Raw genomic sequence first — 25,768 nt, 5'->3', positions numbered from 1 at the left:
CAACGGCAACAACGGGATCGGCTGGGGCGTCGGCGGGACCAGCAACGTAGGCGGCAATAGCAACGGCAACAACGGGATCGGCTGGGGTGTCGGCGGGACCAGCAACGCGGGCGGCAACGGTAACGGCAATAGCAGCGGCAACAACGGCGTCGGCGGCGGCGTGGGGGGAGGAAGGGACGGCAACAGAGGCAAAGGCAAGGGAAATAACTAGAAGCGGAATCTAAAAAAACTCATGGAATGCAGAGAACCTCCGGGGCTTGGACGGCCGCCGGTTTTTTTATGTCACAGTTTACTTTTTTAAATGTGGTATGATTATAAGAGTTTTGGTATAGTAAAAACTATCACATCATTTATCGACCCCGCGATTCAAGGACGCACACGCGACAGAGAGATTTTACATGTCTGTTTGTAAAGAGATTTTTTTCAAGAGATGTATGAGACTAACATCAGTTCTTCTTTTGCTGACCCTCAGTTGTTTCGGATGCACGGATACGGAAACCTCTTTTCAGGGCGATTCGAGGCGTACTCTTTCGATTTTGAACTGGGAAGACTACATGGACATGAATGTGGTTCGCGACTTCGAGGAGACATATCACATCGATGTCATCTTTGAATACTATGGAAGCGAGAATGAGATGGTCTCGCTGTTAATGTCGAACCAGGGGGAATATGATCTCGTTGTTGCCAGCGGGACGATGGTTGAGTCGTTGATCGCCCAGAAACTCATCATGCCGATTCAAAAGGGGCGCATGGAAAATATTTCAAAAATCTCTTATCTTTTCAGGACCTCTCCGTCATCCAGTATTCAGGAATACTCCGTGCCTTTTCTGTGGGGAACAACCGGGATCGCCGTAAATCGGGAGCAGGTGAAAGACGAGAATCCGGGATGGGAGATTCTCTTTGATGAGCGATACGCCGGTAAAATCGACATGTTGAATGATATACAGGAAGATTTCTCCCCCGCCCTGAAGATCTTCGGCGCCTCGATTAACAGTGATGACGAAGGAGACCTGTCGGCGGCGGAAGAACTTTTACTGGAACAGAAAAAAATCGTCAACGGCTATTTCGATCCGATTACTATTCAGGATCATCTCGAGGAGGGATCGATTGCCGTTGCCTATATATACAGTGGTGACTGTTACATGGCGATGGAGAAGAATAAAGATATTGAATATGTCATCCCCGATTCCGGAGCGCCGATCTGGCTTGATTGCTGGGTGATCCCCTCCGCGGCGCCGCATGTCGGTGATGCTCACACCTTCATTGATTTTGTATTGGGACCGGAAAATATCGCGCAGATTTCCAATTATGTGTGGAACGCCAATACGGTTCGGGATTCCATGTCGTATCTGAATCCGGAATTATTACAGACACCGATGATCTATCTTGACGAGGAACTGATGAGTCGGTGCGAATACTACGAACCGCTTTCGGTGTCCAGAAACATTTTTATGAACAGGGTATGGGCGGAGCTTCAGCAATAAAAAAAAGGAGATCTCTCCGTTCCGATCTTTTTCTGATCATGGTATGTGTCGCCATCCTCCCATTGGCGATATACCTCTATGTGGATTTTTTCGCCCTGACGGACCGTATTAAATTACACGGATTCATGTACTTCCAGGAGGTTTCGGAAAACGTCTCCCGATCCCTCCAGAATTTTCTCAACGACCGCCAGACCGACCTTCTGCTCCTGTCTGAAAATCCCATCATCACCTCGGATTTCGCCTCAGATGACGTCAAGCTGTATGAAATGAGCAAGGTACAGGAATATTACCAGTATTTCGACGATATTACGTTATTGGATTCGGACGGCGCTGTTATTATTTCTACGACATACTCGTTCTATTCGGAGATTTCGGCGACAAGCTGGTTTAAAAAGACGCTGGAAGGTCGAGCGGTCATCAGCACCCCATATCTTTCTTCAGACGGGAAACGACTCTATATCACGTTTTTTGTCCCTCTTTTCAACGAGGGAACGGTGGAGTCCGTCATCGTGGCGCGCATGGATATGAAAAAGATATGGGAAATGACCAGCGAGGTGAATGTCGGCGACCGCGGGTATGTTGTGTTGTTGGATTCTCATGGAAGGATTATCGCTCATCCGAACAGGGACAGGATTTTTGATGTATTTGAAGACCTGGAGGTGGATAAGTATATCAACGGCACACTGACCAATACGTCGTTTTCATTCTATGATGAAGCCGATGTGCATCAGATTGGATTTGTGTCGCTGTTTGATGATGAAAACAAAAATCTGGCTGATCCGTTTCTTATTGTTATTGTTCAGCCGAAGGATGAAGTATATTCACTGATAAATTATGTCATTATACGGGATCTCTTGCAGCTTGTGGCGGTCACGTCGATCATCATCCTTGTGAGTTTGTTTCTTTCGGGACGTATTACACAACCGATCGAGACGATAATAGACGGCGCCGGGCGTCTGTCCCAAGGTGAGATGGGGGTCTCGATATCCGTTCGAAGCTGGGAGGAGATAGAAAGCATTGCCGACGCCTTCAACAGGATGAGTCAAAGTCTCCTGGAATATACGGATAAAATCAAGAATTCCGAGCAAAAATATCGAACTCTCGTGGAAGATATCGATGAGGGATACTTTCTGCTGGACCACGGGAGGATTCACTATGCAAACGAAGCGGCGTTGCAGCTTCTCGGTTTTCCCCGAGAGGAAGCCATGGGAAAACATATTACGGATTTCTTCCCGAAAGACATGCATGACAGGATACTAAAGGAGTACACAAATCTTTTGTCAACACCGGAATTCGATAAAAGTATTGAGATGCCGGTGCGGAAGAAAACGGGTGAACACCTGTTTCTTGAATTTCGCCCAAAGCTCATATCGGAACCTGAAAAGGAAATTGTCGCCGGGCTCTTCATCGATGTCTCCGCCAGGAAGATCAGGGAGAAGATGCTGGAGGAATATCGAAACTTCCTGGAGATGAAGGTAAAGGAAAAAACCAAGGAACTCAGGGAATCCGAAGAAAAGTACCAAATGCTTTTCGAGAACGCGAACGAGGCCATCCTCATCATTCAGGACGGTCAAGTCCGGTTCATGAATCCACGGGCTGTGGAGTTGACCGGTTTTTCCAAAGAAGAATTGATACTCATACCCTTTGATGAGATTGTGCATCAACAAGACCGAGAGAAGGTTCAAGAACAGTTTCACCGCCTGCTTTCCGGAGAGGACATCAAGGAGTCTTTAACCTACAGGATTATCACAAAAGGTGGAGAAATCAAGTGGGTGGACGTTATCAGCGCCCATATTACCTGGGAGGATACACCGGCGACGCTGGATTTCTTCAGCGACGTGACCGACCGCGTTCAGGCGGAAGAAGCCCTGCGGGCCAGCGAAGAAAAGTATCGAAACCTCTTTGAGACGTCGAAGGATGTCATATACTTTTCCACGGTTGATGGAAGAATTCTGGATATAAATTTCGCCGCCGAGGAATTGCTCGGATACACCCGTGATGAGTTGTTGAGTCTGCCCGCCGATGATCTCTATATAGACGCCGATGAACGGGAGAAATTTCAAAATGAAATCGAACGAAAAGGATTCCTTGTCGATTATGAGCTGATAATGAAAAAGAAGGATGGTACGTTCATCGATTGTATAGAGGCGGCGACGGTGATAAAGGATTCGTCGGGAAAGGTTACCGGTTATCATGGGATCCTCAAAGATATCACGCAGCGAAAGAAAATGGAAACGGATATCATCAATGCAAAAAACAGATTCCAGGCGGCGTTCGATGCGGTCGATTCCCGGATGTACATGATAACAGAGCAATATCAACTCTTCTACGTGAACAGGAGCATCAAGGAAGAACTTGGACTCGAATATACCGATATTCTCGGTAAAACGTGCTATTCCTTTTTCAATTCGGAGAACGCTCCGTGTACAGGCTGTCCGGTGGCGGACGTCATTGTACATGGAGAACCGACGGGGGGGGAGGTTGTCGTTGATATTGAAAAATCTCGACTGTTCCTCTCCGTCAATGTGTATCCCGTTCAAACGAAAGAAAAGAAATACGACTATCTTATTTACAGCACCGATATCACCGAGCAAAAAAAGATCCAGGAGCATCTTATTCAGAGCGACAGACTCATCTCTCTCGGACAGCTTTCGGCGGGCGTGGCCCATGAGATCAACAATCCTCTGACAGCCATACTGGGATACTCGCAGATTTTACTCCAGGACGTCGAATCGGATTCAGAGCAAGAGGAGGGATTGGAAATCATCAAGAGTCAGGCGGAGAACTGCAAGGTAATTCTCGATGACCTGTTGGTGTTCTCCAGAGCACGGCCGAATAAAAAAGACTATTTCTCCATTAATGATGTCGTCAGGGGGGTGATCCCTCTTGTGAAAAAGGACATGAAGGACAAAAGAATATCTCTTGATCTGTCACTGGAGGACTATATTCCTCCGTATTTCGGTGATCAAATAAAGATAACCCAGGTGTTTCTCAATCTGCTCAATAACGCGGTGTACGCGGTTGACACGGGCGGTTCTATCAGAATCGACACGAAATGGAGAGATATGGACAAGTGTATTTCCGTTTCGTTTGTCGACAATGGGCCGGGAATCAGAGAGGAAGATAAAAAACACATATTTGATCCTTTTTTCTCCACTAAGCCCCAGGGAAAGGGAACGGGCCTCGGCCTGTCCGTCAGCTACGGTATTGTTTCTGAACATGGTGGGGAGATAAGCGTGGAAAGCCAGCCCGGTAAGGAGACGGTTTTTATCATCACGCTGCCTGTCATGGAAACAGACCTGCATTAAACAAGGTATCATCAATCCTATCAGAGAGAATAGATACTGAGACATGAGCGAGAATATTTTAATTGTGGACGATGACCAGAGCGTACAGACGCTCTTGAGTCGCATTTTAAAACGGGCCGGTTATCAGAACATCATTCTCGCCGATTCGGCGGAAAGGGCCCTGGAGATCATGGGGCGGCATACGATATCGATGATGCTGTTGGACGTCAGGATGCCGGGGATGGACGGCGTGGAGCTGTTGAAGCTCATTAAAGAGCGTGATGACACGATCATCGTTATTATGATAACCGCTTTCGGCAGTATAGAACAGGCCGTCAATTGTATGAGGATCGGGGCGCACGATTTTATCACCAAACCGTTCAGCTCGGACATCGTTCTGATGTCAATAGAAAAAGCACTCAAGAACCGGGAGCTCGTCAGGGAGGTGGAGGACCTTCGTACCAGCCTCACGAAAGAAGCCGACTTTGTCGATTTCATCGGCGTTTCAAGACCGATGCAGGAAGTGTACGAGAGAATACAGGCCGTTGCGCCCACCGATGCGCCGGTACTCATCACGGGCGAGAGCGGCACCGGCAAGGAGCTGGCGGCCCACGCCCTGCACAAGTTGAGCACTCGAGCGAATCATTTGCTGATTTCCATAAGCTGCCCCAATATTCCACCGCAGATTCTCGAGAGCGAGTTGTTCGGTCATGCGAAGGGTGCGTTTACCGATGCGCACAAGGAGAAGATGGGGCTCTTCGAAAAGGCGAACGGCGGGACGATTTTTCTTGATGAAATCGGAGACATCCCGTCGGACGTCCAGGTGAAGCTCCTGCGGGTGCTGCAGGAGGGGGAGATACTTCCCCTTGGATCGGAGAAGGTCAAAAAGCTTGATGTACGGATCATCACCTCGACAAACAGGGATCTCTTGAAAAAGGTCGAAGAAAACAGTTTTCGGGAAGATCTCTATTATAGAATCAATGTGATAAACATTCATCTGCCGCCACTGAGAAAGCGCGTGGAGGATATCCGCAGGCTGGCCACGTTTTTTCTGAACGAGTTTTCAGCGAAGCTCTCCAAATCCATGCAGAGCATTACCCAGGAGGCCATGGAGCTTTTAGAGGAAAACCCGTGGCCCGGAAATGTCCGCGAGCTGAAAAATGTCATACACCAGGGGGTTGTCTTTTCCACCGACGGCAATCTGACATGTGATGCCCTGGAATTGAGCACTCCCGGACCTGAGTCTCCCGGTGATGAGGGTGTCGGTGAATCCTTTTTTGATGAGGGGTCTTTCCGTGAATCGAGGGACGCTCTCCTGACGCGGTTCGAGGTTGATTTCGTCAGGGAGGCCTTGAAGAAATCCGGGGGGAATATTTCCCAGGCGGCACGGGACAGCAATCTGTCGCGTCAGTCTTTTCAGCATCTGATGAAGAAACACGGCATCTCGGGTCAGGACGACGAATAGAGGGGATGCGGTGATATACCTTTATACAACATTTTTACATGTAAACGTCTATACGCAAATGCACGTTGCATACCGCAAAATCGTTTTGCACTCTCTCTGTTCCACTACAAGCCCAACCAGTTAATATCATTCGATTTATACCACTTCTCCTCGCACACCGGTGTTTTTGTCCGTTGTAAGACGGGACTCCTCCAGGGAAGCGCGGACGTTTTCCAATCACCAGCAATATCAATCAGTTAGGCCCCGCCACGCGATTGGCAGAGTTATTGCATATATAGAAGATGAATCATGCAGAAATGGGAGTTTCCATTGAGAATTAATGTTGAGAGAGCGGGGTTTCAAACGATGCAATACAAAAAGGGATTTACACTGCTCGAGTTGATGGTGGTTGTTGCCATTATCGCGATCTTCGCGGCCATTGCGGTGCCGACCTTTTCAAGCTGGTCGCCGAGGCTTAAGTTTCGAACGTCGGCCGACGAATTGCACAAGGTGCTTATGCTGGCGCGAATGACCGCCATCAGTTCGAATCGTGATGTGATCGTTACCTTCGATCAGGCGAATGGGACGTATGATGTGGCGTTCCCCACCGAGACCAAATCCTACAGTCTGCCCGACGGGGTCAATTTCGGAACGCTTACGTCAACCACCATCACCTATAATCCGACCGGCCAGGCGGACGTTAATGCTGAAATAAAGATGTACTCTTCATCTCCGAAGGTGCTTGACAATAAGAGAAAATTATCGGTGAGAGCGGTCACCGGATTGGTTAAAATATCAAAGGGGTGGTAACATGATTACGAAGATACGAAACAATCTGAAGAGAATGAATTCCGAGAGCGGTTTTTCAATTCTTGAAAACGTCATTTCCGTTGCCGTGTTCACCGTGGGAGTGCTTTCCATTTCCATGCTCTTTACCCAGACCATGACGTATACGCATTTCAGCGAAAAACTGTCCGTGGCCACAAATCTGGCCCGCAGCGAACTGGAAGAGCTCAGGAACACCCCCTACGTGAATATCGAAAGTGATTCAGCGAATTCCACGGTAGACAGCGTTGACTACGATCTTTCCTGGGTCGTCACCAGTGATGATCCGATTGACGGTGTCAAGAAAGTGGTCATGCGCGTGGAGTGGGAAGATCTTCGGGGCGAACAGGACCTCGAAATCGAAACACTGATATCGAAGTATTAAGAAAGAGAGTCGGGTGATTCAGATGTGTCGAAAAAGAAATCAGAGAGGGTTTACGCTCATCGAGGTGATGGTGGCGCTTTTGATATCGGCGATCGTCCTTGCGGCCGTGTATCAGGTCTTCCTCTCTGATTACCGGGCATTCGAATTCCACAACATGCTGTTGGAGACCCAGCAGAATGAAAAAATGGCCCTTGAATTCATGTCTCGGGAAATACAGTTGATCGGGTACGATGCGATGACATCGCCGATAACCGCGGACATCATCACAGCGAAATCCGATTATATCCAGTTCGAGGAGTACAACAACCGCAACGATACGCGGATAAAGATCCTCTACGAGTATAAACCGACGGCAGAGACGATCATCCGTCGTCAGAACCTGTATGATGCGACTATTCCCGGGTGGGGTCCCGGCACGGACGAGGACTTTGTGGAAAATGTCACGGCTTTCACCATGGCCTATTACGATGATCAGGATCAGCCGATCCCGTTTGACGTGGGCACCGGAGCAATCGCTTCGTCGGATCTGGGCGAAGTCCGTCGTATTGAGATAAGCATGACGGTCAGGACTCCGCGCAAGGACCCAATCAGGAAGATATTTCATACCAGGGAGCTCAGTACGAGTTTTTATGTGAGAAACCTCGGGCTGGAGACAAATCTCCTCGACACAACCCCCCCGGATCCTCCCATCAACATCAGCATTACCGATCCGATGAACTGCGGCGAGCTGGACATCTCGTGGGATGCGAACACGGAAAAGGACCTGGCCGGCTACGCCATATATCTGAATTTGGAAAGCAGAACTGCATCACCGTATACGGAAAAGATAATCATCAACAATTCGAGTATCACGTCGTACACCTTGACCGATCTTGACTATGCGCCGTCGAACAATCCCGCATCACTCATGTATTATATTGCGATGAGCGCATTCGACAAATCCCTGAACATGAGCGACTATTCGGTTGAGGTGAGCGGAGACGGATTTTCGGGTGACGACACAATTCCGAATCCAAACAAACCCGCCCCCCCCGAGAACTTCATCGGCGAAGACGTGCCCGGTGAAGAGGGGAAGGTGAAGCTTTCCTGGGTGCCGTCGGTCGATGGCGACGTCGACGGCTATCGCCTCTATCGCAGCAGCACGCCCATTTCATCGTTCCCGGTCAGCGCCTCTTTCGATCCGTCGGACCTGGAGGGGCTGGTGCTGGTGGCCGATGAAGAGACGACGCCCACAACCTTGGGCCCGTCGGACGGTGAATTTGTCGATTCCGGGCTGATCGGTTGTGTGACCTATTACTATGCTATTGCGGCCGTCAACTGCGATGAGACGCTGATTTCAAACGATGCCGGCGATGACGACACAAAACGATATATCTCGTCGGATTACCGCTTTACCAGCGGTGACGGCTCTACTGACCCGATGTCCGATACGCCCTCCGGCGCGGACACCACCCCGGGAGACGCCACCGCCATCGACAATGATCCCTACCCGGTGCCGGACATTGCGTCCAAGGCGGGCTGGCGGCGGGTGTTTCTGAGCATCACGAACCCGAACCGAAGCGACGATCCGGACTTCTCCCATACCGAGGTCTATTTCTCCGATTCCTCCTATCCGATTCTGAATGCTGACGGGACCATTTCCAACGGGACGCTGCTGCCGGACGGCGGTGGCGTATTCACGGCGGAAGGTACGCTTCCTCCCATCATCTTCGACTCCACGACGGTCCAGACGCCGTCGATCCCGGATCTCGATATCTTTCACACTTATTATTTCTTCGCGGTCTCCTACGACCTATGCGGAAACGCCTCCGAATTTTCCACCCATGCGGTCACCCTCTCGGAGCTGTGCGGGGACGACCCGGACTTCGCCGGCGCGCCTGATATCCCATCGGGACTGAGCGGCGAGGGGTGCAGCAGCTATGTCAGGCTCGAATGGGAGCACCAGGGCACCACCATCGTGGACCTCGCCGGATATCATGTCTATAGAAGCGAGGGAGTCACCTTCGACCTGACAAGCAGCACGGAGCTGACCGGCGGCGCCCCCCAGTGGTTCGATTACTTCGTCGATTCCAGCGTGACGGAGGGGGGGATTTACTCGTACGGAATCCGGGCCACGGACTGTATCTACGAGAACATCGATGCGTCGGACCCGAGCTACGCCGACATCAAGGCGAACAATATTTCCGATCCCGCAATCCTGGAAGGGATCATGCCGGGTAAGATCCAGCAGGACGATGTGCTTGACTATGCCATCAGCGGCGAGTACTGGGAGTCGGTGCCTTCGTATTATCATAATATCGTCACCTTCTTTATTGAAAACACCAGCGCCGGTCCCGTGACGATACAAAACCTTGATATTGAGTGGGAGAACTCCCTGGCGTATCTCTCCGAGGTCTATATCGGCAGCAGCGACGTCTCGATAAATACATCAATGGAGAAGGTCTTTGATGCGTCACTCATGGGCGGGTTGAAGACTTCCGGATCATCCATCGCTATCTCCAAGACGATCTATGACTATGGGAGCGTTGGCTCCGGTTCCGTCGGCGTGCCGGTGGTGCTTGTGTTCACCGATTCTTTGGGTACCGTCAACTCGTATATCGACATGAGGGAGGATCTTGTCGATGTATCGGCGTCGTTTGTGAACGAGTCCATGCCCACGACGATCACGTGTAATAGCAGCGAGTATATCTACGTGCCCCAGGGTCCTTCGATCGTGGGTGTCGCCCAGGACAAGCCTTCGGCGGCGACCACCGCGTGGCCGGTGCCCGGGCCCACAGGCTCCAATCCATCGGGTGAGGTGGTGGTTCCCGGCGGTCTGGATGTCGACATTACCGCGAAGGTGTACGACAACTCCGGAGTCGGTATCGACAGCGTTACGCTCTATTACTATACCGACACCACCGACATATACGACGAAGTCACCGGTCCCCCGGTATATGACGGCAGTAATTACACCGCCATCGACATGTTCAACGTGTCGGGAAGTCTCTACCGCACGGACAGCTCGATTCCCTATTCGGACGATTCGACCACCTGGTATTTCATCGTGGCCGAAGATATGGAGGGTAACTTCGACCGGGCGCCGGAGATAGATTCCGGGGCGTATAACTACTACCAGCAGGAGGGGGACGTCTGCAATAACACGCCGGAAAACCCGGAGAACCTGGCCGCGGTGGGCGCGCCGGTGCTCAACGGCGACGGGACATACAGCGTGACCCTCAACTGGACGGCGCCGACGCTGAACACCGACGGATCGACCATCGGATCGGATCTGTTGGGCTACAATCTCTATCGAAACGATGGGAGCGATTGGACCAAGGTCAACCCGACCGTAATCACCGCTACCGGCTACACAGATACGGCGCCGTCTGATCTCTCGACCGTTGATTACAGCTACCACGTCACCGCGCTGGACTTGTGCGAGCCGACGCCGAACGAGAGCGATCCATCGAACCTCTACAGTGAATGCGTGGGTGCCGCGACCTGCTCCATCTCGCTGGAAACCACGGAGATAACGGCGGAAGAAACCTTTGATTTAGCCATCAAGGTCTGCGCCCTGGCCAACGACGGAGTATCCGGGGACATCATCTACATCCAGAACTGCTCTGACGTCAACGGAGACGTGGACACCGTACGGATGCTCGAGGACGGGGACACGGGGTTGTTCTACATCGACGAGGCCTTCTACGGGAGAAGCCCAATTTATACATACCTGTCCAATCACTACCCGGGAACACCCCTTGACATCGACCTGGAGGTGGAGACCAGCGATATCATCACAATCGGCGGGTATGATACGGTTCCCTTCAGCGGCACTACATGTGAAGACTGGAAATTCCTCTGTTCGACCACCGTGAATGTAATCCCCGACCCGTGCGACAATATCCCGTCCCCGCCGTCCGGACTTGAAATTTATGAAACCAGCGCCGGCGGCAACAGCCCGGGTCACGTGAAGATCAGGTGGACGGAGCCCACCACGAATACCGACGGCAGCGCGTTGATAGATCTGGCCGGATACAAGGTGTATCGCAGCGACAACGGCAATCCGTACACCCTCATTACGACGCTCACGGCGGGCACCACGAACTTCTACGATTGGGGTCTGGGCAAGCTCAACAAGAACGTCTACAGTTACTATGTCACCTCGTTTGACACCTGCGAGCCGACGGTCAACGAGAGCCTGTCGTCAAACATTGTTACGACGGAGTAGATGAGAGAGATGAAAAAGATACTGATAAAGTTCACAGAGGACGACTCGGGTCTGACGATGATGGTGGTCATGATGCTCTTGTTTCTATTGACCATCCTGGGGATGTCGATGTTCTTCATGTCGTCGACGGACCTCAAGATCAGCTCAAACGTCTATTCCAGCACCCGGGCGTTCTATGCCGCCGAATCGGGCATCAATGAAGCCGTCGCCAGGCTGAACCTCCCCTCGGGCCACTCCCTGTACGACGCGAACATGTTTGATCCCAAGCCCTATGATGATGCCGATTCCCTTGCCTGGTCCTACGACCTCTCAGGAGCCCCCAGCTGGACCGGTATCATGGACAACGGCGACACGTATGAAGTGACCATCGAACACAAAAAGCTCGATACCGACAGCGACGGAAGCTACGATGCCGTCGTCACCTACGATACCGGCTACTACCCGAACATCTCCCGCCCCGGTCCCGGAGACGGATACGCGGTGGAGGTCATCCGGTCCGTCGGAAAGGCGGCGGACGGCGAGGTGGTGATGGTCCTGGAGATCAGCAAGGCCCCGCTGGACGTAAAGGCAAAGGGGGCCATCACCGCCAACTCCAGGGTTGAGCTGGACGGTAACTTTAATGTCGACGGCAGGGATCACGACGCGAGCGGCGCCCTGACCGGGAATCCGGGCATGCCGGGCATCCTGACGACCACCGGAAACGACGTGCAGGTGGACGGGGCCGCCAGCGCGGAAGGCGACCCTCCGATCCTCGAAGGGGCCTGGGACCCCACCGATCCGGCCTGGGGGGACTTCCCCAGAAATCCGCTGGAGGTTTTGGGGCTTGACCCGACGGACACAAACGATGCGGCGTTTCTCGATCCGGCCAATTGCGACTATTACGGGATATATGACGGCAGCATCGGCATGAACGGCAGCACCCCCCTGGAGGGGACCACCTATATCACCGGCGATTATCCGGGCCCCAAGGAAAACGGTTCGGGGATACTGATTGTCCACAACCCGGATTTCGACCCGTGCATTTATGAGGCGGCGGAACTCTACCGGGATTCGGGAGACACCACCCATCCCTGCTTCAACGACACCACGGTCACCGACGGCACGAACACTTACAGCGTCATCACCCATATGTACGACCCCATGGATCCCACAAGCGTGATCGCACGGACCACACCGTACGCCGACGAACCGCAGTTCCAGCCGGCGAAGTTGGGTGAATATACATCACACGCCACCTTCAAGGGATTGATTATCGCCGATGTGGTAGACAAGATTGCGGGAACGCCGCTGATTATCGGCGCCATCATGTCCCTTTCCAGTGTGGACATTAACCATTACGGCACCGGTAACGCGGATGTCTTATACAGCTCCGAGGTCCTCGACAACGTTACCATGACCGGATATTCCACGAAGGTGAGCTGGTATACGGAATAGGGAAGTCAACCGATAGAACAGAAAAGCGCTTGTTTCTATTGCATCCCGATGGTGACATGGGGAGAAAACACGAACGTCTTGGACCATAACACATCGTATACGGAAGGCAAGCCATGCACAGTGCGGAACATACTCATCTGAAAAGTTTCAAAGCAGAGGGTGTTTTTACCGCACTGTCCCTCATCAGTCTTCTCCAGTGTCTCTCCAATAATAAAAAGATGTGTATCGATCTGTTTTCCATGAACGGCGGCGAGGGGCGTCTTTATTTTGACAACGCCCGGGTGGTCGGCGCGAGCATCAATAATTCCCAAAGAGGGGAAAAGGCTTTTTTTCGGATGATGGAGTGGGAGGACGCCCGTTTCCAGGCGTTTGAGGTGTCCCGCATTGAACCGGAGAAATATCGAATCAACAAGGATATGTCATCTCTCCTGATGGAGGGGCTCAGACAGCAGAGAGAGAAGGAGAGAATACAACAACAGCTGCATCCGTTTTATAAAATAATGCGTGGTCGTGACCTCTTCGACCTGTCGGGCAAGGAGCAAAGAACCCTCGAGTTGGTGCCGGAAAACGGGATATTCGTCAACGCACTTGTTGACATGATGGACATGACCGATTGGGAAGCCTATTCCCTCTTGCAGTCTCTCATTATCAGAAAGGCTTTGTCCTTGATGAAGATCAAGGCCCTTGTGGTGGATGGCAGCGAATTCGTCTCCGTGGTCGTTCGGGATATCCTGGAGCTTCTGTATGAGGGGATAATAACCGTCAAGGCTGTCAGAAGTGGACGGGAGGCGGTGGCGCTCATAGGGTCCGACTGCCGGGAGCAGCACCCGGACCTGATTTTTACAGAGATCATACTGGATGAGGTCAGCGGCATAGATGTCATCGTCGCCGCGCGAGACAGCAGGCCGCCCATTCATGTCGTCGCCGTCACGTCACTCCAACGTGAGATGCGGGATATTCTGAAGCTCGGAGCGAATTATCTCCATAAAATATGGCTTACCCGGGACAACGTAGGCGAGGTCATGATGGACCTGGTCGAGAGAACCCTGAACGGAGAAATCCGGGTGATCGGTGGAGAGAAGGAAATGATTTATAAGCGGGTTGTCAATGTATGGCACCGAAAGACAATTGATAGTAATACGGGAATAGCCCTCTGATGAACGGACCGGTTATATATGAATGATCTATAAAGGTTAGAGTGAGGATGTCATGGAAGTCTTTGTGATTGAAGGAAATGATTATGCAACCGAATATGTCACAGCGGCGTTCAAGCAGCAGGGACATAATGTTCTGACAATTAACGAAGGATATAATCCGATAGACTTCGTACGGGACAACGACGTGAATGTGACATATGTAGATATATCCTTTTCTATTCTTGAGCGAATGTTCTCCATGGAATGGATCAAGGAAATCGGACGCAGCATATCGAAGATTCGCTCTACCGACAAGAAGAACGGTGTGAACGGAAACGGCGGCGAACATGAAAATAATATAAGAAAGAACGCCAGAGACGGCGTGTATATTTGTGTAAAAAAACCCTATGCGAGCGAAGAATACGAATCTTTTAAAACGTACTATAAAAAAGCGATGACGTTTGTCGAATAAGATTCCGGCATTTCCTCATTCCTTGTGCACGAAACCGAACATTCACACCCTCCTTTGTGCATCGGGAAAAGTTGGGATCGACCGACATGTCATATAACAGCAGAGAGGAACGCGAGTTGTTGGGTTTTCGGCCCACCCGTCACGGCAGGCTCTCTCCGTCGAGGGCGTTTTCGGATCGTGATCAACGATCTCAATAACTCGTTATCGTGTCTTTTTGACACATGCTGTTTTTTCATTTTCACACTTTTTTAGGGAGAAGTGCGTTCGGAACCTTCCTCCCGCTCTCCGGTGAAACACCTGCATACGCGTATAAGATACTGATCCACGGATGAATGTCCGGTGAATCTATTAACGAGAACTTCACCGTGATATTTTCATCATTTCCCCAGGCGATTCGTCGGTTTCCCTCAAACCGTCATTTTTTCGTAGGAAAAGGGTGTTTTCCGGCCTTTCCGATGACGTAATTACGTTTTTTTATTGACGAATTTGAAGATCGTATTGTATCATATTTAAAAAGGCGAAAAAATAGTAAAGTTTTTTGTTCGAAGGAACCGATCCTTTTTCGGATAGGGTTTTTGTGTCTCTTTTTTTCTTTTCCAGGCAACAAAAGCCGCAGGAAATCGTGAAAAGTTATTTGTGTTATACGTAATTTTTCAGACACCGATTCTCCGTGGCTATTCTCGATAAGATATGCTTTTTGGACATTGATGTTCATACTCGCTATATCGTTCGTCAACCACACAAGGAAAAGCCGACAGTGTATCGGAAAAAGAGATTGATCCTGGGGATGGATGCCGATGAAGCGCTTTTGATTGTTGCCGACGACACACCGAAGGACACACGCCCCGCATCACTTTTCCGATACAAGCCGAGAAAAAAACATATTCATACATGATCCATACCATATTGGTTTGACAACGAGTAAAACTTTGTTTTTTATATTGGCGAAAAGCCACAAATATATTTTGAATACCGGTTGACACAGCATGTTGGTTTGTGCGCATCACATTGTGAGTGGTTCTGATGACGTATCGATACCCCTCATAATGGAGCCGGTAGCAATATATCAGTACGGAATCTGATTTTGAATATTCTCATGCGGAATGTGGGGTGGTTAGCATGATTTATCGCCAGGGATGTTCGAAAGATACAATCTGTATGGCGGCCTCGGGACACTGCGTATCGAAAAAAGAACTCACGAGAGAGAAATCGCTTTTTTCGTCACATCTCAAGGCGCGACAGAGCGGTTTTACCCTCATGGAAATGATGGTGGTGGTGGCCGTCATCGCCATTCTCACGTCAATCGCCGTTGTTTCTTTTCGGTCGAGTATCAACGGTATCAAGGCACACAATTCAGCCAGGACCATCGCCCTGACGATGAACCAGGCCCGTATCAAGGCGGTCTCGGAAAATAATTATTATGTGGTGGGATTCAGAAAACCGGGTGATACTGGTTTTGCGGGCAACACCATTGATGCATACATCATCGAGATCCTCGACGACGATGATAACAGCACCTCATACACCGCCGGTGAAGCAGTGACCGTGGAGGAGTTGAGGCCCGGCATCGTGTACAGCTTCCCCGTTAGCTATGATTTCAAATGCACCGGAGCGTCGATTACCGGGATCAACGACGGTATCAACTTCCCGAGCAACGAAGTGACGTTTTACCCCCGGGGCAACTCATCGACGGACGGAGAGGTGTATCTCATTCCGGGAGATAATGTTTCCGAAGGTCTCAATAGCAACAGGCGCTGCATATATCTGATGAATATTACCGGCAAATCGGTAGTGTATAAGTTTGACCAGGCTCTGGCCGACGGCGGGAGTTGCCCCTGGGTCAAGGAATGATAATTATACTGCGAGGATGAATATATGGAACAGCTACGACACGGTCTCACGAGAGCGCTGTCTTGTTGTTTCGGTCTGAGGAAACATCGAAGACGTCTCTCCAACGGCGGTTTTTCCCTGATTGAGACAATGATCTCCCTGTCCATCTTTACCGTCGGCATCATGGCTGTGGGTGCAATGCTTGTCTATTCCACCCGCACCCGGGTCTTCAACAGCCAGCTCAACAAGGCGACATCCCTCGCCCACAGTCACATCGAGGATATTCGAAAGGTCGCCATACGCGAGGTTGACGTGCGCTACAGCTCTGTGCTCAATTTCAATTACATCCTCTCCCGTGATCCAAACTACGGCACCATTCAGGATTTTCTGAAGCCCGGCCTTCTCTCGGGCTCGGCGGGCTATACCGCCGCCGTGGCGGACCTGGATGCGAAGGTGGCCGGCGGTTTGATCACCGCCGACGATCGGGAGGTGTACATTGATGAGATCATGGTGCTTTACGACGACGGAGACATGGACAACCACGGCGATGAGACGGCCAATGACGGGATCTGGTCCTCTTTGGTATACATCAACATAGATACCGAGGAGATAAAGACCCCGGTGAGGTTCACCGCCATGACTACTGCGGAAAAACAGAAATGGAGCTGGATTTTGAAGCGGCGAACGATACTGGAGCCCGTCGCCGTTAACGAGGTGGCGCCGGGGGATACCCGCAGAACCATCTCTCACGCCACCCTGAATACCGCCGACGTCACCGATACCAGCGGCGCCGACCTGGTACAGTTGACCGTGGAGTGTACCTGGGACGACATGACCGGAACGGAACGGACCATATCGTTTGACACCATTATCGCCAGAAGCTCCATGTGATACCGGGAAACGATCGGAGAGCGCCCGTGGAGGGGGTTCTCCCTATAGAGGGGTGGATGAATCGGTAACGCGAATCCGCACTGACAGGTCTACAGACACAAGAGGGGGGAAGGAATGGGAATCCAAAAAAAGCACGACCGCGCCCGGAACGCCGGAGCACAATCGGCGCATACAGGGAAAGAGAGGAAAAACACCGTGAGCCGACAGGACCGGGGATATATCCTGATGCTCTGTCTGATTATCATGATGACGCTCACCGTCATCGCGGTCGCATATGTCATCAATGTGAGCCTTGAGACGAACATCGTCACCAATTACAAGACCAGCCGCAACACCCTGAACGCCGCCGAGGCGGGGCTTGAGGTGGCCATGATGATCACCCATGAGGAGATCACCAGCCAGCTCGATCCCTATTCCGGCACACCCCGGAACACCTACGACGACGGAAGCACGGTCAGTTACGGATATCCGTTCCAGACGCTGTTCGACGACCTGGACGGACATACGGTCAAGTATCGGGTCATCCCGGAAAACCCGGACCCCCAGAAAAACCGCTTCATCTACCGGACATACGACTCCTGTCAGGAGATGATTCACTACGCCTATCCGTATGTTCTCGAGGTGGTGGCCGAGGCCCACTCCTCCCGGGGGGGGACGGAATACCTCAAGCGGCAGATTCGGGTTTTGGAAACGCCCCTGGTCCAGTATTTCGTCTTTTTCGACGACGACCTTCCCTGGCACTGCGGGCCTGAAATGAACTCCTGGGGCCGGGTGCACAGCAACGGGAATATCTGGTTCTCTCCGGATCCCGGTTACATCTATCTCAAAAATTTCGCCGACGACACCGGCGCCCGCACAAAGCACTTCCTGACCGCGTCGGGGGTCATCTATCAGGACAGGGTCCTGGGCCCCGCTGGGATAGAGTCACGAAGCGGTAAAACATTCGTCCGGGTTAACGACATCGAGGAAATAGGCACGACCAACGAGGACAAGTGTGCGTGGGACGGGTCCAACAACTGTGATTACGTGGAGATCGATGTGGATATCACCTCTTCCAACGCGGAAGCGCAGATGAACCGTTTCACCGACGAAAACGATTGCACCTACCTGAAGGTCGGCGCCCCCAAGTCCCCCACCATCAAGTTCAACGCCCTGTTTCGGGAGGGCTTTTACGAGGCCAAGTCCAGGGCTCCGGACCGATCGGAGTACTTCGGCATCACCATCGTACTGGAGGGGAATGTGAGCAGCGGGAACTGGCCTCCGACGACCGCGGCGCACAATGAGGTCCGGGATCTGCACATCTACGCCGCCACCAAGGACTTCGCGTGGGATGCGAGCTCCTACCCCAACGGCGTGAAGATCGAGGACGTGACGACCCAGGTGTATGAGGCCGGGGATGATATCCTCTCAAATGAGGGGGAGATCGTCTTCTGTCCCGAGACACACGGCGCCGGTTCAGGCGAGTTCCCGGATTCTGACATCGACGCTAATTACCCGGTGTACCTGGAGAGAAACGACCAGCGCCAGGAAATGAACGGCGTGGCGCTGACGGTGGTGAACCTGGAGGCGTTGGAGATCTGGTTCTTTGAGACGTACCTGGATGAGCAGTATGACAATTACCCGGGAGACAACCAGACGATAGACGAACTCCTCATCGATCCCCTCACCGGGAATCCGCGAAAGCTCGTCATTTACTGCTCCCGCACCCCCACCGTGGCCGAGACCTCGGGTGTGGCCGGCTGGGACGGCGTCTATACCGTTGATGGCGGCCCGCCCTATCCCTATTACGACGACCCGGGCAACCAGGTGCTCCAGGCCATCAAGCTGTGGAAAACCGAGGAGTTGATCTGCGCCACGACCTTCGCTACGGACAATCCGGTCTACGTTTTGGGTGCGGGCAGCGATTCCACCACCGGATTCAATACCGTCAACACCAAGGGGTGTGCCGTGGTTGCGGACCTGGTCAACCTGTTGTCTAACGGCTACGCGTCTAAGCTCAGCGGTTATACGAAAGGAAGACCTCCGGCGTACGACAACCTTAATGGAAATGTAGCTACCGACACAAAATACTGCGGAGCCTTCTTCTCCGGCAGGGACGACCTGGCAAGATTCGCCATACGGGGCGGACCCTACGACGACGAGACCGAGGGCCTGCACAACTTCCTGGCGTTGAATGAAGACTGGGGTGGATGGCAGGTAGGGTATGTGAAAAGGCAATTGAATATAAGAGGATGTCTCATCAACCTCTGGTTCAACCGGCAGGCCCTGGGCCTGTTCGAGTGCTGCGATTATGATTGGGATGACTCGTACACTCCTCCCAACAGAAACTTCGGCTGGGATCCGGGCTATGAGGATCCGAATTACTGGCCGCCCTATTGTCCCTCGGCCTACGGCGTGGAGCGGGTCGGCTGGCTGGAGGGGGACAGCTACGAAGAAGAATTTATCTGGAGTCCCAATTAAGATAACGTGAGATAAAGCGAGGTTACCATGAAGTCGTTACGGCAGGCGCTACAGAGGCTGCGATCCGGATCGGGGTTCACCCTGGTTGAGATTCTTATAGCAGTAGCCATATCTCTGGTCATTATGGCGGCGATTTTCGAGGTTTTTATCTCCCAGAAGCGGCGGTATGTCAGCGAGGACGTCATCCTGGAGATGGATTCCAGCGGTAATCTCGCCATCGAGTATCTCTCGAGAATAATCCAAAATTCGGGATACAACATCTCCCACGGCATGAAGATAGAATCGGCGTCGGATCACTATTTCACCACGGTGCTGGACGAGAACGACAACGGTGTTGTCGAGGCCGATGAGGTTGTCACCATCTCGGTGAACACCCCGATACGGGATATCGGCACAAATGAGCAACCGACGGAAATCGTGTTTGACCCCGAGCTCAACGCCAAGTACGGAGGCAGCGAGGAGCGTTATTTCGATTTCTATTTCGATATGGACGGTGACGGGACGGTCATGGACTCCGAGGTGTTCGAGTCCGGATATGACCTCTCCGATTCGCCGCTCGATACCGATCCCGACCAGATGGACGCCATCAAGCTCTATCTTGAAGGTCCGCCCTACGCGTTGTATCGATATACGTATGTGCTTGAAGACGAAACCAGCGCCTACGACGCGTCAAGCAACCCGTACATCGTCAATCCCGATCCGGATGTCATCGCCGAGGATGTGGATAACTTCGTCATTCGGTATTATGACGAGGAAAATATGCCGCTTCCGGTCGCATACGATGACAACGGCGTGCGCATCAAACCGAAACCCCCGTATGTTCTGACACGGGAGGAGATGAGCCGGGTCAGGCGTGTGGAATTCGAGCTGCTGCTGAGGGCCACCAGAGAGGATCCGAAATGGACCGACGCGGGCGAATACCCGGTCGGCAGCGTCGCAACCTATGACGCATCCGGGGAGCCTCTTGGATACAGCTGTTCCGATACCGGCTATCCCCCCAGCGCCTGCACCGATGAGAGCCTGAATTCCTACGACTGCTTTATATTGTACTGTGCCGACAAGGAATACCCGTCCTACGGAGAATACATCCCCTACGAGGATAACTTCCGGAGGGCCCTGTTCACGGCCAGCGTGTATCCGAAGAATCTTATCCTCAATCCGTACGGGACGCTGAGCATCGAGGCCAACCCCCCGCAACTTCAGTGCCCCGACACCGAGGTGACCCTGACCGCAACCGTCAGGGATCGCGAGGGCGCGCCGATTGACGGCGCCGTGGTGAATTTCTATTCCTCGGCCAATGTATCCATCCTCGACTTTACATCCGTTTCCAATACCGACGGGGACGGCAACCCGATAACCGATTCAAACGGTGAAGTCACCGGCATCACGCTGAAACCCTGGGCCAAGGCGGGTATGGAGAAGCTCCCGGTAAACGTGACGGTATCGGCGGATACCTCCGTCACCGTCACGATCGGGGCGGTTGACAAGGAGTTTCCGTTCTACGATTCCCTCGTGGTGCCGTTTTTGATGGGCCCGCCGGACACGTTGACCCTCTCGGATCCGAGCATTAACGCGACTGCGTGCGATGCGGATGATACGAAACCTATAGAGATCGAGGCGAGGGACTGCAACGACTTCAAGGTGACCGACGCCGTTATTGATCTGGAATTTCTGGTGGCGGGATCGCCTCCGACGACGGATATAGACCCGGGGAAATTTTATATTACGTATGACGAAGGCGTCACGAAGGAATACGATCACGACACAAACAGCAACGGCAAAAATGAGGCTATTGAAACCGATGAACTTGCCGACAGGGGAATGTACTTCGCCTGGTTCCAGCCGCCGACTGTTGAATCACCGGCCACCAGCTATCCGGACAGTGTGGATATTGTGGTCACCGCCGTGGAATTCGACGGCAGGGACATGTATGCCGCGGAGCCCACGGGATGGGGGCTTTCGACGACCGTCGAGGCTTCCAAAACTGTCACTCTGGAAGAAGGTCGGCCGTACAGGATGGCGGTGGACCCCACTGCCTTTAACGACGAGGAGGCGTGCCGGGGGAAGAAAGTCGATTTCGATGTGATCTGTTATGACTGCGGAAACAAACGGACGGACAAGAGGGGTACCCTTGACTACAACATCATGGCCTACATCGAGGCACCGGTGTACGGCGAAGTGACGGACAAGGATGAAGACCCCCTTTCCGGCCGGGCTGCCCCCAACACCGATTGTATGCCGTGGGGGGTTATAACAAGTCGTGTTTTTACCGCCTTCTACCTGGTCACCGGATGCGCCAATACCGACGCCGAGGAGCATATCAAGCTGGTGGCCGTCGATCCGGACGGTAATCCCTATGCCGATCCGGAGGTGATCTCGAATCTCCTCAATTCGGATCTACCCGATCCCGATAACGAGCTTGTGGCGGACCTCACCAATTGCCCCGAGGGGCTGAACATAATCCTGAGTGCGCTGGAGCAGGGCGCCAACCCGGGCGACGGCACCGGCAACTCAACCGACGGTTTTCTCCAGAACGGGTGCGACTTTGATGTCCTCGACGTGAGGGCGAAGGTCACCCTGAACATCCCCCCCACCATCAACTGCGATGATGTTGCCTATAACCCGGTCGATTTCACCATCACCGGCGGGCAGGCGCGTTTTTACGACGGCGCGGGCTACAGCCTCACCTCGGTTACGGTGAATACGGATGACGAGGGGAATGCCTATATTGGCATCCAGCTGTTGAGCGCGGTGGAGGATGTGACGATAAAGGCGCACAGCGTATACGGATTGAACGAAGGTGAAGAGACGTACACCCTGGCTGTGGGCACCGATGATGTTCTGAAGGCGTATCGAGACTACTGTTATACGGATCTCCTCTCCTCTTCGAATCCGATCTGGACCGGCGACTACGTGTACCTGGAGGTGAACGACTGTTTCAGAAACATTTCCGGCGGCAAAGATGATGTCTACGTCAAGGCGTATGAATGGACATCCGGATTTGCCGACGAGGAGGATCTGGACGAAACCCTCAGCGCCAACAACAACAAGCGTCTGGTGGAGACCGGGAACGACACCGGAAGATTCCGGGGCCGGGTGCCCACCCGTGGCCTGATCAGCGGCACCACCAGCACCGATAACGACGGGATGCTGGAGGTGACCAACGGGGGACATTTCAATGCCCGCTACTGGGACAAAGAGTCGAACGAGGTACGCCTGTATGACAGCGACTTTGTCCAAACAATCGTCGACATATGCGACGGGGGGATCAAGTTCTCAGAGCCCTTCAGCTATTGGGAGAACCAGGGGAGGTTTAATTTTATTGAGCATTTGACCAACGACGCCACCCCGCTGCTGTACACCGCCTGGGCGGGTTTCGGCACCATCGGCATTACCACCAGCTCATCCCCCGAGTGGCCGCCGTCCACGATGGCGTCGTCGGATATCCCGGAACTCTACCAACATCAGATACTCCAGTACTGCGATGAATTGTACATGAGCGGTTCCGTCCCCTTCTCGTATGGGTCGTATATGCATGATGGCACGAAGTACGGCACCCTCATCATGCCGCCCTCAACCACCCCGGAATATGTATGGGAAAACACCGAGACCTTCGCCTGGGTGGACCTGGATGAGTCGGTGGTGGGCGCGGACGCCTCGGAGGCGCTGTGGCAAGACTACGTGGTGAGCTTCCGGTATAAATACATCGCCGAAACCGAAGACACGGACTACGCCGGCACGAACTACGTGACCGCTTCGGATTATTATCTGCCGGGTATCGACAAGGGGGTGTGCTTTATCTTCAGGGCCAACGCGTCCGAGGCGATGCTCACCGCCATGACGGATAACCCCACGATGAATATGATGGACACCGGGTATATCCTGGTGTGGACGGAGGATTCATCGGGCGATCCCCTGGCGCGGCTCCTGCGGGTCGACTGGGTCGATCGGGATGTGTTCCCGGTCGATGTTGAGATCACCCAGGTCGGGAGCGACGTGACCCTGGGCGGCGAGGGGTTCAACAAGTACTTCGACAGCGGCGATTACGACCGCATCTATGCCAGGATCGAGGGCAATGAGTTCTATCTTTACATCGATGATTTCTTCCTCGATTTTGACGGCGGCGGCGGCGCCTCCGCCACCGACGTGGTGTACCACACCGGCACCGTCGGCATCGGCGTGAAGGATATCATCGCCAAGTTCGACAATTTCCAGGTCTGCGGGTGCCCGCCCATGAGTATCGCCCCCGCCGATCCCACCACCGTTTCGGATGATATGGCCGCCGGGACGCCGGTCACCCTGACGCTGACGGATTTGCTTACCGGCATCGCTGCGAGCGGGACGGTTTCCTGGGATGTCTTCCCCTCCACCTGCGGCACCTTCAGCAGCAACCCCTCCACCGGCGGAATGGTGGTGTTCACCGGCAACGGCGTTGATTTCCCGGATTATTTCACCGCCTCCACGTCCAACGGCTGCGTCGGCTCGTTCTACCCGACTTCGCCCACGCCCACGAGCTACGTGGACGACTTCGAAGATCAGGATAAGAGCAGATGGACCAACGCCTGTGATTCCTACTGGAGTATTGATAGTTACGCCGGGGGCTACTCACTTTATAGAGATTCCAGCGGGGGCAGATTTACCTACATTATAGATCCCGCGGCGCAGCCCTCCTGGGAGACGTCCGATACGCTGGGGCTCGCCTACGACAACTACACAGCGGAAGTCGATGTGTATCTCGATGATGCCTCCAACACGGAAAGCGGTGGAAGCGTCGCCTATCTTGTCACCAGGGTGAATGACTGCAGCCACTTCTATGTCATGGGGATACGAAATTCGTGGAATGAGAATTGGTGTCCGTCTGTGGGCTACGGTGCTGAAATACGATTTTCCGTATATAATGGGTACTGGAGTTGCAGTTACGGGGCGCAGTTTGATACACCCCATCCCTATTTTGCGGCGAACACGAAATATCATATGATCATGGAATGCGTCAACAATACCATCAACTGCGAGGTACAGGATGAGTTTGGCGCTGTGATTCACAGCTTTTCGTATACGGACACGGGCAATCTGTTTCCCACCGGCCCTCCCGGTGTGCGTATGTATGGTGACGGAGTGCATTTCGATAACTTCACCATCACGCCGGGATCATAGTCGATTTTAAAGGCTGAACACGCGGCGGCGACCGAAATCGGTCGCCGCCGTTTTTTTTATGAATATGAGAAGTCACACGGTATGCCGTGCGACCTGTGTTTATGATGACTTCTCTCGAAGTACAGATTGAGCCTTTGCCGTCTCCATCTCCTTTATTTCCTCCTGTATCTCGGAATATCGTTTTTCCGTTATCGGATAGAAATAAAGCACCACTGCGGCCAATATGAATACGGCAGCCGAGATCGGACCCAGCAGCAGCCTGATGCCGAGTTCCGCGCTGGGGGCCTGCGGCAGGGCGCCCTTGACGTAACCCATAAGCTGAAGGATCCAGCCCATCGAAAGAGCGGCCAGCGCCTGGCCGAGCTTGAATCCCCATGTCCAGATGCCAAAGAACGAGCCTTCCCTCCGCTCGCCTGTTTGGAGATAGCCGTATTCGATCGCGTCGGCCACTATCGTGAACGGCGGTACATACAGAAAACCGAGCCCCACGCCCATTATGAGCATCATGATCATCGTGAAGCTGACCGGTTGCTTGTCACCGCACATGAACAGCACCACCAGTCCGGCCGCGAAAATGACGAAACCCGCCCCATAGACGAGCTTTTTGCCGAACTTCTTGCTCATCAGAACGCTGACCGGAATGAACAGTAAGGCGGTCCCGATCAGTATCAGCATCGCCTTCGTTATCTCGTCTTTCGGGTTCATCACATTTCTTGCGGCCAGGACGTAGTCGAAGTAATAGGCGGCCACCTGGCT

General features: G+C 52.9%; 14 protein-coding genes and 1 pseudogene. 14 read left to right on the top strand and 1 reads right to left on the bottom strand.

The window, feature by feature from the left end; translation table 11 throughout:
* The 14 genes and pseudogenes from JW885_14780 to JW885_14715 all read left to right on the top strand — a co-directional run.
* Positions 1-211 (top strand): hypothetical protein (locus JW885_14780; protein ID MBN1883429.1); only part of this gene is annotated, 211 nt, incomplete at its 5' end.
* Positions 212-554: 343 nt separating this feature from the next.
* Positions 555-1,484 (top strand): spermidine/putrescine ABC transporter substrate-binding protein, encoded by a 930-nt coding sequence (locus JW885_14775; GenBank protein ID MBN1883428.1) that lies wholly within the window; start codon positions 555-557, stop codon positions 1,482-1,484.
* Positions 1,485-1,522: 38 nt separating this feature from the next.
* The gene (locus JW885_14770; protein MBN1883427.1) at positions 1,523-4,792 is read left to right on the top strand and encodes a PAS domain S-box protein; all 3,270 of its coding nucleotides are present in this window, start codon (positions 1,523-1,525) and stop codon (positions 4,790-4,792) included.
* A gap of 43 nt (positions 4,793-4,835) precedes the next feature.
* Positions 4,836-6,236: a sigma-54-dependent Fis family transcriptional regulator gene (locus JW885_14765; GenBank protein ID MBN1883426.1), complete on the top strand. Its 1,401-nt coding sequence runs from the start codon at positions 4,836-4,838 to the stop codon at positions 6,234-6,236.
* Positions 6,237-6,581: 345 nt separating this feature from the next.
* Positions 6,582-6,674: pseudogene (locus tag JW885_14760) on the top strand (prepilin-type N-terminal cleavage/methylation domain-containing protein).
* Between the two features lie 352 nt (positions 6,675-7,026).
* Positions 7,027-7,425 carry a hypothetical protein gene (locus JW885_14755; GenBank protein MBN1883425.1) on the top strand — a complete coding sequence of 133 codons (399 nt, stop codon included), beginning with the start codon at positions 7,027-7,029 and terminating at the stop codon, positions 7,423-7,425.
* A gap of 22 nt (positions 7,426-7,447) precedes the next feature.
* On the top strand, positions 7,448-11,635 hold the full coding sequence (locus tag JW885_14750) for a prepilin-type N-terminal cleavage/methylation domain-containing protein (GenBank protein ID MBN1883424.1): 4,188 nt from the start codon (positions 7,448-7,450) through the stop codon (positions 11,633-11,635).
* A 9-nt stretch (positions 11,636-11,644) separates the two neighbouring features.
* Entirely contained in the window at positions 11,645-13,069 is a 1,425-nt protein-coding gene (locus tag JW885_14745) for a hypothetical protein (GenBank protein ID MBN1883423.1), read from the top strand.
* 113 nt (positions 13,070-13,182) lie between these two features.
* Positions 13,183-14,226, top strand: a complete 1,044-nt coding sequence (locus JW885_14740) for a response regulator (protein MBN1883422.1) — start codon at positions 13,183-13,185, stop codon at positions 14,224-14,226.
* 52 nt (positions 14,227-14,278) lie between these two features.
* Entirely contained in the window at positions 14,279-14,677 is a 399-nt protein-coding gene (locus JW885_14735) for a hypothetical protein (GenBank protein ID MBN1883421.1), read from the top strand.
* A gap of 1,119 nt (positions 14,678-15,796) precedes the next feature.
* Positions 15,797-16,528, top strand: a complete 732-nt coding sequence (locus JW885_14730; GenBank protein ID MBN1883420.1) for a prepilin-type N-terminal cleavage/methylation domain-containing protein — start codon at positions 15,797-15,799, stop codon at positions 16,526-16,528.
* A gap of 24 nt (positions 16,529-16,552) precedes the next feature.
* Positions 16,553-17,398 carry a type II secretion system protein gene (locus tag JW885_14725; protein ID MBN1883419.1) on the top strand — a complete coding sequence of 282 codons (846 nt, stop codon included), beginning with the start codon at positions 16,553-16,555 and terminating at the stop codon, positions 17,396-17,398.
* A gap of 114 nt (positions 17,399-17,512) precedes the next feature.
* Complete coding sequence (locus JW885_14720) at positions 17,513-19,858, top strand: pilus assembly PilX N-terminal domain-containing protein (GenBank protein MBN1883418.1); 2,346 nt, start codon at positions 17,513-17,515, stop codon at positions 19,856-19,858.
* A 27-nt stretch (positions 19,859-19,885) separates the two neighbouring features.
* On the top strand, positions 19,886-25,012 hold the full coding sequence (locus JW885_14715; protein MBN1883417.1) for a prepilin-type N-terminal cleavage/methylation domain-containing protein: 5,127 nt from the start codon (positions 19,886-19,888) through the stop codon (positions 25,010-25,012).
* A gap of 99 nt (positions 25,013-25,111) precedes the next feature.
* On the opposite strand, the gene JW885_14710 is transcribed toward JW885_14715, so the two are convergent.
* Positions 25,112-25,768: MFS transporter (locus JW885_14710; protein MBN1883416.1), on the bottom strand; the 657-nt coding region annotated here is incomplete at its 5' end.

It is taken from the genome of Candidatus Zymogenaceae bacterium, from assembly GCA_016931225.1.
Classification (GTDB): Bacteria; Desulfobacterota; Zymogenia; order Zymogenales; family Zymogenaceae; genus JAFGFE01.
This window is presented reverse-complemented; position numbering and strand designations above follow the sequence as displayed.

Bases quoted from the DNA above. Each gene is read 5' to 3' on its own strand.
- JW885_14725 (MBN1883419.1), top strand. From the start codon at position 16,553: ATGGAACAGCTACGACACGGTCTCACGAGAGCGCTGTCTTGTTGTTTC.
- JW885_14775 (MBN1883428.1), top strand. From the start codon at position 555: ATGGACATGAATGTGGTTCGCGACTTCGAGGAGACATATCACATCGAT.
- JW885_14715 (MBN1883417.1), top strand. From the start codon at position 19,886: ATGAAGTCGTTACGGCAGGCGCTACAGAGGCTGCGATCCGGATCGGGG.
- JW885_14730 (MBN1883420.1), top strand. From the start codon at position 15,797: ATGATTTATCGCCAGGGATGTTCGAAAGATACAATCTGTATGGCGGCC.
- JW885_14720 (MBN1883418.1), top strand. From the start codon at position 17,513: ATGGGAATCCAAAAAAAGCACGACCGCGCCCGGAACGCCGGAGCACAA.
- JW885_14745 (MBN1883423.1), top strand. From the start codon at position 11,645: ATGAAAAAGATACTGATAAAGTTCACAGAGGACGACTCGGGTCTGACG.
- JW885_14750 (MBN1883424.1), top strand. From the start codon at position 7,448: ATGTGTCGAAAAAGAAATCAGAGAGGGTTTACGCTCATCGAGGTGATG.
- JW885_14740 (MBN1883422.1), top strand. From the start codon at position 13,183: ATGCACAGTGCGGAACATACTCATCTGAAAAGTTTCAAAGCAGAGGGT.
- JW885_14765 (MBN1883426.1), top strand. From the start codon at position 4,836: ATGAGCGAGAATATTTTAATTGTGGACGATGACCAGAGCGTACAGACG.
- JW885_14770 (MBN1883427.1), top strand. From the start codon at position 1,523: ATGGTATGTGTCGCCATCCTCCCATTGGCGATATACCTCTATGTGGAT.
- JW885_14755 (MBN1883425.1), top strand. From the start codon at position 7,027: ATGATTACGAAGATACGAAACAATCTGAAGAGAATGAATTCCGAGAGC.
- JW885_14735 (MBN1883421.1), top strand. From the start codon at position 14,279: ATGGAAGTCTTTGTGATTGAAGGAAATGATTATGCAACCGAATATGTC.